The organism is Thermophilibacter sp. ZX-H3, from assembly GCF_052599055.1.
This window is the reverse complement of sequence record NZ_JBQXES010000001.1, coordinates 95,008-112,851: the sequence shown is the minus strand read 5'-3', so window position 1 is coordinate 112,851 and position 17,844 is coordinate 95,008. Positions and strand designations below refer to the sequence as shown.

General features: G+C 67.2%; 12 protein-coding genes. 7 read left to right on the top strand and 5 right to left on the bottom strand.

What is annotated here, in order from left to right; genetic code table 11:
• The first annotated feature begins 252 nt into the window (after positions 1-252).
• Both ACULPM_RS00445 and ACULPM_RS00440 read left to right on the top strand, forming a co-directional pair.
• A complete protein-coding gene (locus ACULPM_RS00445) occupies positions 253-1,020 on the top strand; it encodes a tyrosine-protein phosphatase (protein ID WP_445330866.1) in 768 nt (255 codons plus the stop codon).
• An 8-nt stretch (positions 1,021-1,028) separates the two neighbouring features.
• On the top strand, positions 1,029-1,865 hold the full coding sequence (locus ACULPM_RS00440; RefSeq protein ID WP_445330865.1) for a histidinol-phosphatase HisJ family protein: 837 nt from the start codon (positions 1,029-1,031) through the stop codon (positions 1,863-1,865).
• Between the two features lie 302 nt (positions 1,866-2,167).
• Here the strand turns inward: ACULPM_RS00440 and ACULPM_RS00435 are convergent, their stop codons facing one another.
• Positions 2,168-3,022: an AraC family transcriptional regulator gene (locus ACULPM_RS00435; protein WP_167931208.1), complete on the bottom strand. Its 855-nt coding sequence runs from the start codon at positions 3,020-3,022 to the stop codon at positions 2,168-2,170.
• A 422-nt stretch (positions 3,023-3,444) separates the two neighbouring features.
• Here ACULPM_RS00435 and ACULPM_RS00430 point away from each other — a divergent pair, with 422 nt between their 5' ends.
• From ACULPM_RS00430 to ACULPM_RS00410, 5 genes are all read left to right on the top strand, one after another.
• Complete coding sequence (locus ACULPM_RS00430) at positions 3,445-4,560, top strand: ABC transporter ATP-binding protein (RefSeq protein ID WP_167931207.1); 1,116 nt, start codon at positions 3,445-3,447, stop codon at positions 4,558-4,560.
• A gap of 18 nt (positions 4,561-4,578) precedes the next feature.
• Positions 4,579-5,868, top strand: a complete 1,290-nt coding sequence (locus ACULPM_RS00425; RefSeq protein ID WP_167931206.1) for an ABC transporter substrate-binding protein — start codon at positions 4,579-4,581, stop codon at positions 5,866-5,868.
• Between the two features lie 12 nt (positions 5,869-5,880).
• Positions 5,881-6,750, top strand: coding sequence for a carbohydrate ABC transporter permease (locus ACULPM_RS00420; protein ID WP_075279827.1), 870 nt, complete (start codon positions 5,881-5,883; stop codon positions 6,748-6,750).
• On the top strand, positions 6,750-7,607 hold the full coding sequence (locus tag ACULPM_RS00415; protein WP_167931205.1) for a carbohydrate ABC transporter permease: 858 nt from the start codon (positions 6,750-6,752) through the stop codon (positions 7,605-7,607). The genes ACULPM_RS00420 and ACULPM_RS00415 overlap by 1 nt, the downstream gene beginning before the upstream one ends.
• Before the next feature lie 166 nt (positions 7,608-7,773).
• The gene (locus ACULPM_RS00410) at positions 7,774-9,966 is read left to right on the top strand and encodes an alpha-galactosidase (protein ID WP_445332301.1); all 2,193 of its coding nucleotides are present in this window, start codon (positions 7,774-7,776) and stop codon (positions 9,964-9,966) included.
• 533 nt (positions 9,967-10,499) lie between these two features.
• Here ACULPM_RS00410 and ACULPM_RS00405 read toward each other — a convergent pair.
• From ACULPM_RS00405 to ACULPM_RS00390, 4 genes are all read right to left on the bottom strand, one after another.
• Entirely contained in the window at positions 10,500-12,191 is a 1,692-nt protein-coding gene (locus ACULPM_RS00405; RefSeq protein ID WP_445330864.1) for a glycoside hydrolase family 13 protein, read from the bottom strand.
• Positions 12,192-12,266: 75 nt separating this feature from the next.
• Positions 12,267-14,531, bottom strand: coding sequence for a glycogen/starch/alpha-glucan phosphorylase (locus ACULPM_RS00400; RefSeq protein WP_445330863.1), 2,265 nt, complete (start codon positions 14,529-14,531; stop codon positions 12,267-12,269).
• 65 nt (positions 14,532-14,596) lie between these two features.
• Positions 14,597-16,132, bottom strand: coding sequence for a 4-alpha-glucanotransferase (gene malQ / locus ACULPM_RS00395; RefSeq protein WP_445330862.1), 1,536 nt, complete (start codon positions 16,130-16,132; stop codon positions 14,597-14,599).
• 44 nt (positions 16,133-16,176) lie between these two features.
• Positions 16,177-17,181 (bottom strand): LacI family DNA-binding transcriptional regulator, encoded by a 1,005-nt coding sequence (locus tag ACULPM_RS00390; protein ID WP_445330861.1) that lies wholly within the window; start codon positions 17,179-17,181, stop codon positions 16,177-16,179.
• Positions 17,182-17,844: the final 663 nt, after the last annotated feature.

Here is a 17,844-nt window from a genome sequence, read left to right as displayed (position 1 = left end):
CCGGACCCCCCGACCGGCCGGAAATTGCCACAACCCTCGATCTCGCAACATGCAGAGAGGGGCGCGTCGCCGACGGCAAGCGCGCTCAGTCCCGCCGCGGCAAATCCGCGAGCTTCCGAGCGTCGCCGCCCCCGACGTTGATGGGGAGAAGAACCTCGATCCTCTGAGCTGTGCGCCCCGCCCCGCGGCCCCTTACGCGCGCGTGACGTCGGACTCGTATAATGTGACGCCGACAACCTGGAAAGGACGCACATGACGGATGCCACGCGCCGCGACGCACGACCCAGGCACGGCCTCATCGACTTCGAGGGCCTGCCCAACACGCGCGACCTGGGCGGTCTTCTCACCGCCGACGGCCACCGCGTGCGCCCCGGGCTGCTTCTGCGCTCGGGCACCCTCTACTTTGCCACCTCGGGGGACTGCCGGCGCCTCATCGAGGACTATCACCTGCGCTGCGTCGTCGACCTGCGCGGCGAGGACGAGCTCGTGGAGTTCCCCGACCGCATAGAGCGCATGCCGGGCGTGCGCTACGTGCACGCCGACGTGCTGCGCGACGCCATAGCTGGCATCTCGCAGAGCGCCGAGGCGCGCGCCCAGCTCGAGGCCGCCCGCACCGACGAGGACGACCCCGCGCGCTTCATGGAGCTGGTGTACCCGCACATCCTGCTGGGGGAGTCCGGCATCGCGGCCTATCGCACCTTCCTCCGCTGCGTCCTCGAGACCGCGGACGGCGCGACGCTGTGGCACTGCCACGTGGGCCGCGACCGCTGCGGCATGGCGAGCATGCTGGTGGAGGCCCTTCTCGGCGTGCCCTCGGAGGCGATGGAGGAGGACTACCTCGCCACCAACCTCTACACCGACGTCCCCTCCGACGAGCGCACGGCCGCAAACGTCCGCTTCATCCGCGCGGCCGTGGCGACGGTGACGCGCGAGTTCGGCGGCGTCGAGGGCTACGCGCGCGAGGCGCTGGGGATCACCGACGCCGACCTCGCCGAGCTGCGTGGCCGCTACCTGGAGTAGGGGGCCGCATGCTTGCCGACTATCACGTCCACACCGGGTTCTCGGACGACTCGACATATCCGCTCCGCCAGGTGGCGCTCGACGCCGTGCGCCTCAACCTCGACGAGCTCTGCTTCACCGAGCACGTCGACTACGGGGTGAAGCCCGAGTGGAACCAGCCGGACGGCGCCCGCTTCGAGGACGGTCACCCGGTCACCAACTGCCCCTACGTGCCCTATCTGGACGAGCTCGACCGCGTGCGGGAGGAGCTGCGCGGCAAGGTCACGCTCCGCGCGGGCCTCGAGCTGGGCGTCCAGACGTCCACGATCGGGGAGAACCACGCGCTCGTCCGCACCCTGGGAGAACGGCTCGACTTTGTCATCTGCTCCATCCACCAGGTGGACAACCTCGAGTTCTGGAACGGCGACTTCCAGCGCGGTCGTACCCAGGAGGAGATCCACCGCGCCTACTACGAGGAGCTGCTCGGCGTCGTGGAGCGCTTCCGCGACTACACGGTCCTCGGGCACCTCGACCTCATCCGCCGCTACGACCCGTTCGGCGACTACCCCTTCGAGAACGTGCGCGACGTCGTGGCGGAGATCTTGCGCCGCGTGATCGACGACGGGAAGGGCATCGAGGTCAACACCTCCGGCATCCGCTACGGACTTGACGACTTCCAGCCCTCGCGCCAGGTCCTCGAGCTCTATCGCGACCTCGGCGGTACCGTCGTGACCGTGGGGTCGGACTCCCACCGGCCGGAGCACCTGGGCTCGTACCTGCGCCTGGCGTACCGCGAGCTCGCGGAGCTGGGCTTCGAGGGCGTCTGGACGTTCGAGCGCCGCGAGGGCGCGCCGCACCGATTCTAGCGCGCCGTCGGGTGAGGGCGTCGCCGCGCCCCTCCCGCGAGCGCTGCGGAATCGGGGGTCGTGGCAATCCCCGGGCTTTGGGCGTTGTTTCAATCTGGGTTATGGCAGCGCTGGTTGGGAGCCAACTGGGCGTTCTTCTCGGCATGTTGTGAAACCCGGGGCTGTGGCAGCGCGAGCATTGCCATAACCCCTGAATAGCCAACGCCGCTACCGCGAGTATTGCCATAACCCCCGAATCGCCAACGCCGTCGGCGCCGCCACCGGGGCCTGCGAATTGAGGGACGGTTCCCGACGCACCTGCGTCACGCGCGGGCGTTCTGGCGGCGCCACTCGCGCGGCGAGATGCCGTAGGCGCCCTTGAAGGCGCGCGAGAAGTGCAGCTGGTTGGGATAGCCCACGGCGCGCCCCACCTCGCTCACGGGAAGGGCCGTGAGCTTGAGGAGCTCCGTGGCCTTGGACATGCGGTAGCCGATGAGGTACTGCTGGGGCGACTTGCCCGTGGCCTGCTTGAACACCTTGCCGAAGTAGCTCCGGTTGAGGCCGGTCCGCTTGGCGATGTCCTCGACGGAGATGTCCGACTGGTAGTTCTCCTTGACGAAGTCGATGGCCTCGCGGATGTAGAAGCCCTGGATCTTGCTCGGCGCCTGCTCGGCCTCGTGGTCGACGGAGCGCAGGAGGTAGTCGAGGAAGAGGTGGGTGTGCCCGATGAGGTGCAGGGCCGAGGCGTCGCGGTTCGAGACGAGGTAGCGCATCTCCTCGACCATCCGGTCGCGCAGCTCGCTCGAGATTGAACGGTAGACGGGGGAGGAGTCGGTGAGCCCGACCTCCTCGAGCTCGTCTCGCACGTGGATCCCGTCGAACTCCACCCAGATGTACTCCCAGGGGTCGTCGAGGTCCGCCACGTAGGTGTTCACCTGGTTGGGGAAGATGAGGAAGCCCTCGCCCTCGGAGAGGCGGTGGTCGCTCTTGACGCCCCCCTCGTCGCTCGACATGAGCAGCCCGCGCCCGGAGATGATGTAGTGGAAGAGGAAGTGGCTGCGGCGCGCGGGGCCGAAGGCGTGGCCCGGCTCGCAGGTCTCGCGCCCGTACTGGTAGGGCATGAGGTCGACGTAGTGGGCGTTCGGGAAGGTCGAGAACTCGAGCTCGTGGGTCGGCATCGTCGCCTCCGGGGTCCTGGGCGCGGGGCAGGGGCTCCGCATCGAAAAGCCTATGTCGCATTATGCATGGTTTGGCGCACTTTGTATATACCTCAAACGTCAAATAGTCGCATAAAGATAAATCTGATTTTGAAAAACTGGAATCGATTCCCGATGTGGAAATAATCCCATAAAGCAATCTACCTGCGGATATAAAAAGTACTATCACCGTTTGCCAGGAAAACGCCTCCGCTCGGCGAAACGGTGAAGAAATCATGAATAGAACTATATAGCCATTCAACTGGTGAAACGAGAATATAGGTATTAGATATACCAAATAGGACACATTTTAGCGCAAAAGTGGCAACCTACAATTAGCTCAACGTAAGGTGGGGCCCGAGCCGTCGGCGTGCGGCGGTCGGGCAGGGAGAAAGGTTGCGCACATGGCGAGCCTCACACTTGAGCACGTAGGCAAGAAGTACCCCAACGGCTATGAGGGGGTGAAGGACTTCAACCTTGAGATCGCCGACAAGGAGTTCATCATCTTCGTCGGCCCGTCCGGCTGCGGCAAGTCCACGACGCTGCGCATGATCGCCGGCCTCGAGGACATCACCTCCGGCACCCTCAAGATTGACGGTCGCGTGGTCAACGACGTCGAGCCCAAGGACCGCGACATCGCGATGGTCTTCCAGACCTACGCCCTCTATCCGCACATGACCGTGTACGAGAACATGGCGTTCCCGCTCAAGCTTCGCAAGGTCGACGCCAACGAGATCGACAAGGCCGTCCGCGAGGCCGCCCGCATCCTCGACCTCGAGAAGCTCCTCGACCGCAAGCCGTCCGCCCTCTCCGGCGGCCAGCGCCAGCGCGTCGCCATGGGCCGCGCCATCGTCCGCGCCCCCAAGGTCTACCTGATGGACGAGCCGCTCTCCAACCTCGACGCCAAGCTCCGCGTCCAGATGCGCGCCGAGATCTCCAAGCTGCACGACCGCCTCGGCGCCACGATCATCTACGTCACGCACGACCAGACCGAGGCCATGACGCTCGGCACCCGCATCGTCGTCATGAAGGACGGCGTCATGCAGCAGGTGGACACCCCGACCAAGCTCTACAACGAGCCCTGCAACCTGTTCGTGGCCGGCTTCATCGGCTCCCCGCAGATGAACTTCATCGACGTCCAGGTGAGCGAGAAGGGCGCGGGCGTCGCCCTCACCTTCGGCGCCAACACGATCACCCTCACCGGCCCCAAGGCCGACGCCCTCAAGAAGGGCGGCTACGTGGGCAAGGTCGTCGTCATGGGCATCCGTCCCGAGGACGTCGTCGAGGAGCACGAGTACGCCGAGGGCCGCACCCTCTCCGAGGCCTTCCCGGCCAACGTCACGGTCTACGAGCTGCTGGGCTCCGAGGCCATGATCTACGCCGACGTCGACGGCGGCCAGATTTCTGCGCACCTCTCCGCCTCGAGCACCGTCCGCACCGGCTCCAAGATCAACTGCGCCGTGGACCTCGCCAAGATCCACCTGTTCGACAAGCAGACCGAGCTGGCCATCGCCCACTAGGGAAGGAGGGCCTCACCCATGCAGAAAAGAGCACTCACACGTCGCTCGTTCCTCGGGCTCTCGGGCGCGGTCGCCGCGGGGCTTGCGCTCACGGGCTGCGAGGGGCAGCGTTCCGACGGAAAGACCGAGATCGAGTTCGTCTCGTACAAGCGCGAGGCAGTGAGCATCTTCGAGGCGCTCATGGCCGAGTTCAACGAGTCCAACGACCACATCTACCTCAACTTCAACAGCCCCAACGACGCCGTCACCATCATGAAGACGCGCTTCGTCCGTGAGGACTACCCTGACGTCGTGGCCATCGGCGGCGACGCCTCCTACGCGGACTTCGTGGACTCCAACATCCTGGCCGACGTCTCCGGCTACCCCGGGATGGAGAAGGTCCAGCCGGCCTACCAGGAGATCATGAAGAGCGTCACCTACGTCCCGATGGACGGCATCTACGGCGTTCCCTACATCGCCAACGCTGCGGGCATGCTCTACAACAAGGACATGTTCGCCGAGAAGGGCTGGGAGCTCCCGGAGACCTGGGACGAGTTCATCGCGCTCTGCGAGAAGATCAAGGCCGAGGGCGAGGTGCTGCCGCTCTACCTCGGCTTCCTCGACACCTGGACGATCCTCTCGCCGTGGAACTCCATGCTCGTGGAGCTGGTCCCCTCCGACCACATCCGCAAGGTCAACGCCGGCGAGGCCAAGTTCGCCGACTACTACCGCGAGCCCGCCGAGAAGCTCCTCAAGCTCCTCGACTACGCCGAGGACGGCCCCATGGCCTACAGCTACGAGGACGCCTGCACCGCCTTCGCGCGCGGCCAGTCCGCGATGTTCCCCTGCGGCTCCTTCGCCGTCCCGCAGATCCTCTCCGCCAACCCGGAGATGAACATCGGCCTCTTCGCCATGCCGGCGTGCGACAACCCTGACGACCGCATCATCGTCTCCGGCGTTGACCTCTGCTGGAACATGCTGGCCGCCAAGGAGGAGCACCGCGACCAGATCTACGAGGTCATCGACTTCCTCAACGAGCCCGAGAACCTCCAGACCTACTGCGACGACCAGAAGGCCATCCCGTGCATCGAGGGCGACTTCACGCTCGACCCGCTCTTCGACGACATCCAGGACTTCCTCGACGAGGGCAGGGTCATCGACTATCCCGACCACTCGTATCCGTCGGGCATGGCGTGCGACGCCCAGCTTCAGGCCTTCCTCCTGGACGGCGACGTCGACGCGTTCCTCGCCAACTGGGACAACCTCTGGCAGCGCTACAACAAGACCGTCATCCGCAAGTACGCCGAGTACATGGCGAATCAGGGATAAGGAGGGAAGCACATGGCAAGCGCCGCTGTATCAAAGGCGGGATCTGACAGGAACCGCACCTTCCTTGCGATCCTGATCCCTGTCCTCATCCTGTTCATCGCGTTCAACACGATTCCGCTGCTCACGGGCTTCTTCTACAGCTTCACGGACTCCAAGGGCTACGGTGCCTTCGAGATCGTTGGCCTGCAGAACTACATCGACCTCTTCCAGGACGCCCGCGTGGGCAACTCGTACCTGTTCACGTTCAAGATCTCCGTCGTCTCGACGATCCTCGTCAACGTGATCTCGCTCATGCTGGCCATCGGCCTCTCGAGCAAGATCAAGTTCAAGAGCGCCCTGCGCGGCATCTACTTCGTGCCCCGCATCCTCGGCGGCCTCGTCGTCGGCTATGTGTTCAGCTACTTCTTCACCTACATCGTCCCGGCCCTCACCGGCACGACCTCGATGCTCGCGAGCAAGGAGTGGGCGTGGGTGGCCATCGTCGTGGTCCTCGTCTGGCAGGCGTGCGCGCAGACCACGATCATCTACATCACCGGCCTCTCGTCGGTGCCCGAGGACGTCTACGAGGCGGGCGCGCTCGACGGCGCAACCGGCTGGGACAAGTTCCGCTACCTCACGTTCCCGCTCATCATGCCGTCCATCACCACGAACATGGTCCTGGTCATGAAGGACATGCTCATGACGTTCGACCAGATCGTGGCCATGACCTCCGGCGGCCCGGCGCAGTCCACCGAGTCCATCTCGTACCTCATCTACCAGAACGGCCTCAACAACAGCCAGTTCGGCTTCCAGTGCGCCAACGCCGTCATCTTCTTCATCGTCATCGCCGTGATCTCGATCGCCCAGACCAAGTTCCTGAACAGTAAGGAGGAGCAGCTCTAATGGCTAACAACACTGTTCCTGCCAAGGTCAAGGAGCGGGTCAACTGGCCCATCACCATCCTGCTCATCGTCGGCCTCATCACCATCATCTTCCCGCTCTACATGGCCGTGGTCATCGCCTTCAAGGACCCCTCCGAGATGACCAACGACATCGCGGGCATCCTGTCGCTGCCCTCCACGTGGAGCCTCGACAACTTCATCGAGGCCATCCAGGTCACCGACTTCTTCAACTCGTTCCTGAACTCGCTCATCATCACCGTCGCGGCCGTCGTGATCTCGGTTCTGGTCCACAGCCTCGCCGCCTACGCGATCGGGCGCAACATGGACTCCAAGAAGCTCTTCAAGGCGTCCTACTACTTCATCGTGGCCGGCATGTACGTGCCCTTCGCCATCCTGATGATGCCGCTCGTCAAGCAGACGGCCATCCTGCACCTGGACAACATGGTCGGCGTCATGGTCCTCTACGTCGTGTTCTACATGCCGATGAACATGATGCTCTACACGGGCTACCTGAGGAACATCCCCACCGCCCTCGAGGAGGCTGCGCGCGTGGACGGCGCCAGCACCTGGACCACCTACTGGAAGGTCATCTTCCCGCTCATGAAGCCCATGCACGCCACCGTCGCCGTCATCACGGGCCTCGCCGTGTGGAACGACGTCATGACCCCGCTCGTCATCATGGGCGGCTCCGGCGTCAACACCCTGCCGCTCGCGCAGATGAACTTCCAGACGGCCTTTGCCACGAACTACAACCTGGCCTTTGCTTCCTACCTGCTCGCCATGCTCCCGATGATCATCTTCTACATCGTGGCGCAGAAGCAGATTATCGGCGGCGTCACCAACGGTGCCGTCAAGTAGCTTGGGCGCCGCTGCGTTGCGCGTCCCCTGAGTTCGTCCCCCTGGCGCCCGGAATCCATCCATTTTGTGATGGGTTCCGGGCGTCCCCTGAGCCGATTCCAAGACCTCGCGCCATGCGCTACACTCTGCCCGAACTTTTATGCGATGAGAGAAAGCGAGGAGCGACATGCCCCTTTCGTACGATGCCCCCGAGCGCATCTTCACGCTCTCGACCGAGCGGACGACCTACCAGATGCGGGTCGACGAACACGGCTACCTGCTCCATCTCTACTACGGTGCCAGGACGTCCGCCAACACGTCCTACCTCATCACCTACGCCGACCGCAGCGGCATGTGCGGGTGCCCGCACGACGTGGCGGACCGCACCTACTCGCTCGACGTCCTCCCGCAGGAGTTCCCCTTCCAGGGCGAGGGCGACATGAGGAGCCCGCTCGTCATGGTGCGCGGCGCTGACGGCACCTTCGGCTGCGACCTGCGCTACAAGTCGCACGAGATCCGCCCGGGCAAGTACGGCCTGCCCGGGCTCCCCGCCGTCTACGACGAGGGCGAGAAGGACGGTGCGCAGACCCTTTCGATCACGCTCGCCGACGAGCGGCTCGGCCTCGAGGTCGAGCTCCTCTACGGCGTCATGCCCGCCTATGACGTCATCACCCGCGCCGCGGTCGTCAGAAACGCCGGGTCCGGCCGCGTCACCGTGGAGAAGCTCCAGTCCGCCTGCCTCGACATGGTGTCCGGCGACTTCGACGTCATCACCTTCGACGGCCGCCACGCGATGGAGCGCCGTCCTTCTCGCCACGCGGTGGGCAACGGCTCCTTCAGCGTGGGCAGCCGCCGCGGCATGTCCTCCAACCAGTACAACCCCGTCATGGTCCTCTGCGACGGCGACGCCACCGAGACCGCGGGCCGCGCCTGGTCCATGAGCTTCGTCTACAGCGGCAGCTTCCTCGCCGAGGTCGAGCGCGACCAGTACGAGCAGACCCGCATGCAGATGGGCCTGGCCTCCGACCTCTTCTCCTACCCGCTCGAGCCGGGCGAGAAGATCGTGGCGCCCGAGGTCATCATGACCTACTCCGGTGCGGGCCTCGAGAGGGTCTCCCACAACCTGCACCGCTGCATCCGCGAGCGCGTGTGCCGCGGCCCCTGGCGCGACTCCCCGCGCCCCGTGCTCATCAACTCCTGGGAGGCCTGCTACTTCGACTTCACGGGCGACAAGCTCGTGGAGCTCGCCAGGAAGGCGGCCGACCTCGGGCTCGACATGCTCGTCATGGACGACGGCTGGTTCGGCGCGCGCAACGACGACCACCGCGGCCTCGGCGACTGGAAGCCCAACATGGAGAAGCTCGGCGGCTCCGTGGCGGACCTCGCGCGCCGCGTGAACGAGGTGGGCCTCGGCTTTGGCATCTGGGTCGAGCCCGAGATGGTGAACGAGGACTCCGACCTCTTCCGCGCGCACCCCGACTGGGCGCTCGCCATCCCCGGCAAGCCGCCCGTGCTCGGCCGCGACCAGCTGGTGCTCGACCTCTCCCGCGCCGACGTGCGCGACAACCTCTTCGAGCAGCTCTGCGCCGTGCTCGACCAGGGCGGTATCGAGTACGTCAAGTGGGACTACAACCGCTCGATCGTGGACGTCCACTCCCGCGTGGCCACCGACCAGGGCAAGGTCCTCTACGACTACATGCTCGGCCTCTACGACCTGCTCGAGCGCGTGCGCACGCGCTATCCGGACCTGCTGATCGAGGGGTGCTCCGCGGGCGGCGGCCGCTTCGACGCCGGCATGCTCTCCTACACGCCGCAGATCTGGACCTCGGACAACACCGACGCCCGCAACCGCCCGGAGATCCAGTACGGCACCTCCTTCGGGTACCCGTGCTCGGCGGTGGGCGCCCACGTCTCCGCCTGCCCCAACGAGATCACGGGCCGCACCGTGCCGCTGGGAGCGCGCGGCACCGTCGCCATGGCCGGCGGCGCCTTCGGCTACGAGCTCGACCTCATGGAGCTCAACGACCGCGCCTGCGAGCACATCCGCACGCAGGTCAAGACCTACCGCGGCATCGAGCACCTCGTGCGCGAGGGCCTCTTCTACCGCCTGAGCGACCCCAAGTACGCCGACGTGGCGTCGTGGGAGTTCGTCTCCGAGGACGGCTCGGAGGCGCTCGTCTGCGCCGTGGTCACGCGCGTCGACGGCTACGCCAAGGCCAACTACGTGGTCCCGCGCGGCCTCACGCCGGGCGCCACGTACCGCATGGTGAGCAACGGCCTCGAGTTCTCGGCCGACGCCCTCATGGACATGGGCCTGCCGCTCACCGTTCCCAACTCGCCGTACGAGAACTTCATGTACCGCTTCGAGCGGGTGGACTAGCCCCTCTCGCGTTCCTCTCGTCCGGCCCTGTTTCCGTCCGGACTTGTTTCCCCTGGGGCGACGGCGTCTGCATGGCGCGCCGTCGCCCCTTTGCCGCTCGTCCGAGCTCATGCGCAATCCTAGGTTTTCGGCAATTCTCGTTTACGCATGGGATGGTTCAAGAACTTTCATGCGTAACCGTGGATTTCCTAGCAGATTGAGTGGAAACTTTAGATTGCGCGTCCTTCTCGCCACGTGTAATCCCGACTTTCCGAAAACCTTCGTTTACGCATGTGATGGTTCAAGAGTTTTCATACGTAAGCTTGGATTCAGCAGCGGATTGCACAGGAAAGAGAGTTTGCGCGTCCTTCTCGCCATGCGTAACCGCGACTTCTTGCAAATCCTCGTTTGCGCATGGCACGGGGCGAGAAGGGCGATGCGGGGCGAGAAGGGCGGGCGACGGGCAAGAAGAACGTGCGACGGGCAAGAAGAACGGGCCCCCGGACGAGTAGGGGTGTCGTCCGGGGGCCCGGCAGGGGGCGGCGTCTGACGCGTTATCGCACGACCCAGGCGGTGGCGTCGCAGGGGAGCTTGCCGTCCACGAGCGCCGCGCTGGCGAGAAGGACCTCGCCGGCGGGCAGCGCCACGGGGGCGGCGCCGAAGTTGGTCACGCTCGTGAGCACCCGGCCGTCGGCCATGGGGCGCTCGTAGGAGATGACCTGGTCGTCGTAGCCCGCGGCCCACGTGAGCGAGGTGTCGCCGGTGGCCGTGAGCAGCTCGGTGCGCGCGGCGAGCGCGCGGCGGTAGAACTTGAGCATGGAGTCGCGCTCGGTCTCCTCCACGTCCACGGCGTACTGCGCGAACCACTCGGGCTGGGGCAGGTGGGCCGGCGCGTGATCGACGGGCGCGGAGAAGCCGAAGTCGCCCGACTCGTCCACGGCCCTCCAGGGCAGCGGCACGCGGCAGCCGTCGCGGCCCTTGATGGCGTCGCCGTGGCTCGTCATGGCCGCCTCGGGGTCCTCGAGCGCGCCCCAGGGGATGTCCGCCACCTCAAAGAGGCCCAGCTCCTCGCCCTGGTAGAGGTAGACCGAGCCGGGAAGCCCCAGCTCCATGAGCAGGGCGGCGCGGGCGCGGCGGGTGCCGAGGTCGCGGTCCTCGTAGTAGGTCTTGCCGTCGCGGAGCAGCCAGTCGGTCACGAGCTGGTGGTGCACCGCGGAGCGGACCTGCGGCAGGCCGTAGCGCGTGGGGTGGCGCGGCATGTCGTGGTTGGAGAGGACCCACGTGGTGGTGGAGCCGGACTGCTCGGCCGCGGCGAGGCCCTTCTCGATGGCCAGGCGGAACTCGTCGGCGAACCACCCCGCGTCGGAAAGCTGGAAGTTGAAGACCTGCCCCAGCTCGTCGGGGGAGGCGTACATCCACTGGTGCTCGGGGACGACCCACGCCTCCGCCACGGCAAAGCGCGCGGGCTCGTACTCGTTGAAGACCTGGCGCCACTCGCGGTAGATCTCGTGCACCTCGGGGCGGTCCCAGAGCGGGTTCTCGTCTCCGGGCTCGCCCTGGTCGGGGTCGTCCGGCCAGTCGGCGAGCGGGCGGCTCTCCAGGTCCTTGGCCAGCGCGTGCGCCACGTCGATGCGGAAGCCGTCCGCGCCGCGGTCGCTCCAGAAGCGCAGCGTCTGCTTGAAGTCCTCGTGGACGTCCGCGTTCTTCCAGTTGAGGTCGGCCTGCTCCACGGCAAAGAGGTGCAGGTACCACTCGCCGTCGCCCACGGGCTCCCAGGCGGGGCCGCCGAAGGTTGACTTCCAGCCGTTGGGGGGCAGCTCGCCGTGCTCGCCGCGGCCGGGGCGGAAGACGTAGCGGTCGCGCTCGGGCGAGCCGGGGCCGGCGGCGAGCGCCTCCTTGAACCAGGGGTGCTCGGTCGAGGTGTGGTTGGGCACGATGTCAACAATCACCTTGATGCCGACGGCGTGCGCCGCCGCGGCCATCTCGTCGAAGTCCTCGAGCGTGCCCAGGCGCGGGTCCACGTTGCGGTAGTCGGCCACGTCGTAGCCGCCGTCGGCGAGCGGGGAGGGGTAGAACGGCGAGAGCCAGATCGCGTTGATCCCCAGGGCGTGCAGGTAGTCCATGTGGGCGGTGACGCCCTTGATGTCGCCGAGGCCGTCTCCGTTGGCGTCGTAGAAGCTGCGCGGGTACACCTGGTACACCACGGCCTGCTTCCACCACTCGGCGCTCACGTTGTTGCGGGTCATGTCATTCTCCTCTCTGCACAAAAGGGGACGTGCCTCTTTTGTGCAAGTTCTTGCACGTTTTAGGCACGTCCCCATTTAGGCAAGGTGCCAGATGTCGCGGTCGTACTCGCGGATGGTGCGGTCGGACGAGAAGAACCCGGACTTCGCCACGTTCACGAGGGCCCTCTCGCCCCAGGTGGCGCGGTCCTCGAAGTCCGCGAGACAGCGCTCCTTCACGCTCACGTAGTCGCGGGCGTCGAGCAGCGCCATGAAGTAGTCCTTGGCGACGAAGTCCCGGTAGACGCGGGTGAGGCATCCCGCGTCGCCGCGGGCGAGGAGCTCCGGCGAGCAGATGAAGTCCAGCACCTCCGCGAGCTCGCCGTCCGCCTGCCAGAGGTCCCAGGGGCGGTAGTCGCCGCGCGCGTAGAGGCCGATCACGTCCTCGGACGAGCGTCCGAAGAGGTAGATGTTCTCGCGCCCCACGAGCTCCGCGATCTCCACGTTGGCGCCGTCGAGGGTGCCCAGCGTGAGGGCGCCGTTTGCCATGAACTTCATGTTGGAGGTGCCGCTCGCCTCCTTGGACGCAAGGGAGATCTGCTCGGAGACGTCCGCGGCGGGGATGAGGTGCTCGGCGGCCGTGACGTTGTAGTTCTCCACAAAGACGAGGCGCAGCCACGGCGCGACCTCCGGGTCCTCGGCGATGAGGCGCCCAAGTGCCAGGAGCAGGGCGATCGTGTCCTTGGCCAGGACGTAGGCCGGCGCGGCCTTGGCGCCGAAGACCATCGTCAGCGGCCTGTTGGGAACGTTTCCACACTTGATCTGCAGATACTTCCAGATGGCGTAGAGGGCGTTCATCTGCTGGCGCTTGTACTGGTGCATGCGCTTGACCTGGATGTCAAAGACCGAGTGCGGGTCCACCTGGATGCCCTGCTCGGCGGCGAGCCACGCGGCCAGGCGCCTCTTGTTGTCCTCCTTCACGTCGAGGAGGCCCTGCACGAAGGCGGCGTCCCCGCGCAGGGCGAGAAGGTCCTCCAGCCTGGAGGCGTCGCGCTTCCAGCCATCCCCGATGGCGCCGGTGATGAGCTCGGCGAGCGCGGGGTTGCAGCCCATGAGCCAGCGGCGGAACGTGATGCCGTTCGTCTTGTTGGAGAACTTCTCGGGGTAGAGCTCGGCGAAGGGGCGCATCTCGGACTCCACGAGGATCTGCGTGTGGAGCGCGGCCACGCCGTTCACCGCGTGGCTAAAGTGCACGTCCATGTTGGCCATGTGCACGACGTCGCCGCCGTCGATCACGGCCATGCGGGGGTCGTCCGTGCGGGTGCGGGCGAGCGCGTCCAGCTTGCGGATGACGGGCACGATGCCGGGCGCCACCTGCTCGAGGTAGTGCATGGGCCAGGTCTCGAGCGCCTCGGCGAGGATGGTGTGATTGGTGTAGCCGCAGGCGCGCTCTACGATGGAGGCCGCGTCCTCGAAGGCGACGCCGCGCTCCATGAGCAGGCGCACGAGCTCGGGGATCACCATCGAGGGGTGGGTGTCGTTGATGTGGACGGCCACGTGCTCGGCAAGCTCCTCCGGGGAAAAGCCCCGCTCCGCGAGCTCCGCCAGGATGAGCTGCGCGCCGGCGGAGACCATGAAGTACTGCTGGTAGACGCGCAGGAGCCTGCCCGCCTCGTCGGAGTCGTCGGGGTAGAGGAAGCTCGTGAGGCCGTGGCGGACGTCGCCCTTGTCGAAGGCGATGCCGTGCTCAGGCGCCGGCGACGGCTCCTCCACGTCAAAGAGGTGCAGGCGGTTGACCACGCCGTTCTCGTAGCCGGGGACCTCGATGTCGTACATGCGCGCCGTGAGCGGGCCAAGGCCAAAGGGCACCGAGAAGGACGTGCCGGTGTCAATCAGCCAGGACTCGGGCGCGATCCAGGGGTTGGGCTCCTCGCGCTGCACGCCTTGGGAGAGGTCCTGCCGGAAGAGGCCGTAGTGGTAGTTCAGGCCCACGCCGTCTCCGGGAAGCCCCAGCGAGGCGATGGAGTCGAGGAAGCACGCGGCGAGCCGTCCCAGGCCGCCGTTGCCGAGCGAGGGCTCGGGCTCGCAGTCCTCCACGGCGGCGAGTGTGGTGCCGTGGGCGGAAAGGACGCGCTCGACCTCGTCCGCCAGGCCGAGGTTCACGAGGTTCGCTCGCAGGAGCCGCCCCACCAGGAACTCGGCGGAGAAGTAGTAGAGCTTGCGGTCTCCCGCCGCCGGCCGCATGTCCGTCTCCAGGTCGCGCACCATGCGCAGCAGGGCGCAGAAGATCTGCGCGTTCGTGGCGTCGTCGAGCGTGGCGCCCATCCCGGCGAGCGTCAGCCCCAGGTTCTTCTCGATGTCCATCGTGCTCCTCCTCGTTCTTCTCGCGTGCAAAGCGTGCAAAGGGGACAGGCACTTTTGCACGGTCGTCACCAGATCCCGCCTGCCCCGCGCGCGTACTCGTCGGGGACGACCTTGATGGGCGGCAGGCGGCGGTAGAGCTCCATCTGCCGGTGGACGCGCTGGGCGAGCTCCCGGCTCGCGAACCCCGGCCGCGCCCGCCAGATCCAGTTGCCGCCGAGGGTGGAGGGGGTGTTGATCCGCGCCTCGCTGCCGAGGCCCAGCAGGTCCTGCATCTGCACCACGGCGGTGTCCGCGGCGCTCGCCCAGATGGCGCGCATCATGCCCCAGCCCTCGCCCTCGGCCGGGTCGAGGTGCAGGTACTCGCGGGCGAGGGCCACGTCGTCGGCCGGCGCCGTCTCGAGCCAGCCGAGCGCGGTGTCGTTGTCGTGCGTGCCCACGTAGGCGATGCAGTTGGTGGGGTAGGCGAAGGGCAGGTACGCCGCCCCCGAGCCGTCGCGCGTGTCGAAGGCGAACTCGAGGACCCTCATCCCGGGGAAGCCCGACTCCTCGAGCAGGCGGTGCACCGAGGGGGTGAGGTAGCCGAGGTCCTCCGCCACGATGTCGCAGCGCCCGAGCCGCTGCTCCAGCACGCGGAAGAGGTCGATTCCGGGGCCGTTGCGCCAGCGCCCGCCCGCCGCCGTCGCGGCGCCGGCGGGGATGGCGAAGTAGGAGTCGAAGCCGCGGAAGTGGTCGATGCGCAGGATGTCGTAGAGCCCGAGCTGGAAGGCGATGCGGCGGCACCACCAGTCGTAGCCGTCCGCCTTCATGCGGTCCCAGGCAAAGAGCGGGTTGCCCCAGAGCTGGCCGATGTCGGAGAAGCCGTCGGGCGGCACGCCCGCGGTCTCGGTGGGCTTGAGGTCGGCGTCGAGCTGGAACTGCTCGGGGTGGCTCCACACGTCCGCGCTGTCCTCGGCCACGTAGAAGGGGAGGTCGCCCATGATGCGCACGCCCGCGGCGCGCGCGTAGTCGTGCAGGCGCCCCCATTGCTCGAAGAAGAGGCACTGGACCCCCTGCCAGAAGGCGACGTCCTCGGCGAGCTCCTCGCGAGCCCGGGCGAGCGCGTCCGGGCGGCGCAGGCGCAGCGCGTCCGCCCAGGTGGACCAGGGCGCGCCGCGGTGTCGGTCCTTGAGGGCCATGAAGAGGGCGTAGTCGTCCAGCCACGCGGCCTCGCGCTCGCAGAAGCGGGCGAGCTCGGCCGGGCGCGCCTCCCTAAGGCGGCCCACCGCGCGCCGCAGCACGTCGAAGCGGCCCCGGTAGAGAGCGCCGTAGTCCACGCGCCCCGGGTCGCGCCCCCAGTCCACGCCCGCGTACTCCGCGCGCACGAGCAGGTCCTCGGCGGCGAGGTCGTCGAGGTCGATGAGGTAGGGGTTGCCGGCGTACGTGGAGAAGGACTGGTAGGGCGAGTCCCCGTAGCTCGTGGGCACGATGGGCAGCACCTGCCAGATGGAGACGCCGGCGCGCGCCAGGAAGTCGACGAAGGCCCGCGCCTCGCCGCCCATGGTGCCCACCCCCCAGGGGGAGGGGAGCGACGTGATGGGCATGAGGATGCCCGAGGTTCTCATTCGTCCTCCTTTCTCGGCGGGGCGCCCCCCGCCGCCGTCACGGGTCAGAGGGAGCGGACGCTCTCTCGCTCGACGAGCTCGAAGTCCACGAGCTCGTGACGCGCCGGGGAGCCGTCGCGCATGGCGCCCAGGAGGAGCCGCGCGGCGCGCTCGGCGAGGCGCGCGGCGTCCTGGCGGATCGTCGTGATGCGGGGGACGGCGTACTGGGAGAAGGCGGTGTCGTCAAAGCCCACGAGCGAGACGTCCCCGGGGACGTCGAGCCCCTGGTCCGCGATGGCGCGCAGCGCCCCGAAGGCGACGACGTCGCCGAGCGCGAAGACGGCGGTGAGGTCGCCCGCGCGCTCGAGGAGCCGGCGCGTGGCCTCGTAGCCGCCCCGCTCGATGAAGTCGCAGGGCTCGTAGTCGCGCTCGTAGTCGAGCTCGATGCCGTGCGCGCGCAGGGCCTCGTCGGCGCCGCGCAGGCGCAGCTCGCCGATCTGCCCGCTCGCGCGGTTGCCGCCGACGATGCCGATCCTGCGGTGCCCTCGCGCCAGCAGGTGCCCCACGGCGCTTCTCGCCGCCGCCTCGTTGTCGATGGTGACGCTCGAGAGGTTGGCAAAGCCGAGGCCCTCGGCGCTCGCCGTCACGAGGACGCTCGGCGTCTCCACCTCGTGGAAGGACGCGCGGAAGCTCTCGAGCTCGCCGCCGAGGAAGACCATCCCCTTGGGGTGGCGCGCGTGCTGGTAGTCGATGGCGGCGCGGACCTCGTTGACCTCGCCCGTGAGGTAGGTGACGACGATCTCCTCCTCCTCGCGGGCGAGCGCGGCCTGGAGGGGCCCGAGGATGTCGTCGAACATGCGGTTGCCGACGCCCATCACGAAGACGGCCACGGGCGTCTGAGAGCGCATCTTGAGGTAGCGCGCGTTGGAGTTGGGCTCGTAGCCGCACTCGGCCATCACGGCGAGGATGCGCTTGCGTGCGCGGTCGCTGACGTTGGGCTGCCCGTTGATGACGCGCGAGACCGTCCCGACCCCGTAGCCCGAGCGCTCCGCGATGTCCCTGATGTCCATGGGTCACCTCGTCTCTTGCCCCGCCGCCTTTCGGTTGGAGCTGCTTTGGAAACGTTTCCAAACCATTCTAGCAGGAAGGGAAGAGGAGGGGGCGGATGGATTGGAAACGTTTCCAAAACTGCTTGAGCGCAACTATAGCGCACCTTGCGTCGCCGGGGGAGAAGAACCGGAGATTTCCGCTCGCCGGCGGATTGGCGCCGCTCGCCGCTCTTCTCGCCGCGCCGTTCTTCTCGCATGCCGGGCCGCCGGCTGGGAGCCGTCGCGAGTCCCCCGCATGACCCGTGTGCGGGGCCTAGGCGACGCTCTGGCAGGAGGGACCGTCGCAAGTCCCCCGCACGGCCGGTCCGCGGGGGACTCGCGACGGTTCGTGTCAGGCGCCTTCGGGCTCGAGCATGCCCCCGCGCACGGAATCCGCCGACAGGCGAGAAGAACCGTGCGCCTGGGCATGCTCGGCGCAACCGTGCGCCTGGGCATGCTCGTCGCGGCCTCATGGCGTGCCCGCCGTCCTGTCGGGCTCCATCGGGCATGCCTCAGTGCACAGATCCCCGAGCATGCCCCCGCGCACGGAATCGCCCCCTGCGGCACCCGATTCCGTGCGTTACGGCATGCTCGCCGCAGGGCCCCTCTGGCACCGCCACCGGGCACGCCGCTCACGGAAGTGGG